Source organism: Polaromonas sp. P1_G2, assembly GCF_056405515.1.
This window is the reverse complement of record NZ_JBFUBY010001211.1, coordinates 1-440: the sequence shown is the minus strand read 5'-3', so window position 1 is coordinate 440 and position 440 is coordinate 1. Positions and strand designations below refer to the sequence as shown.

Annotated in this window: 1 protein-coding gene; it reads left to right on the top strand. The window is 57.5% G+C overall.

What is annotated here, in order from left to right; genetic code table 11:
- Positions 1–170: 170 nt before the first annotated feature.
- The coding region (locus AC1D0P_RS29820) for an AraC-like ligand-binding domain-containing protein (protein WP_477680032.1) at positions 171–440 on the top strand (270 nt) is incomplete at its 3' end.

Here is a 440-nt window from a genome sequence, read left to right as displayed (position 1 = left end):
TAACTAGCGTATCGCTGGCGTGAACCAGGCATATTCAACCTGACTGTTGGGAGGCAGCGGTGGAACTACTCAGCAGCACCAATCTTGTCCCGCAACAATGGCTGCCGGTCTCCTACGAGCAATGGTCGGATGATCTGCATTCGATCTGCGGTCGCTTCAACCCACGGCTCATGGAACGCGGCAGGCCGGTCCGCGGTGCGGCGCGCGGCATCGATGTCTGCGGCATGCAGTTCGCCCATGTTTCCAATGATCTCGACCTCGTCCACCGCAATTGGGACGATATAAGGCGCGACACCGCCGAACACCTCTTCCTTATCGTCCAGCTTCAGGGTTCTTGTGGCGTTGACCATCTCGGCCAGCAGACCATGCTGGATGTCGGCGATTGCATATTGGTGGATTCGACCAGGCCGACCACATTTCATTTCGGCGGTCATTTTTCC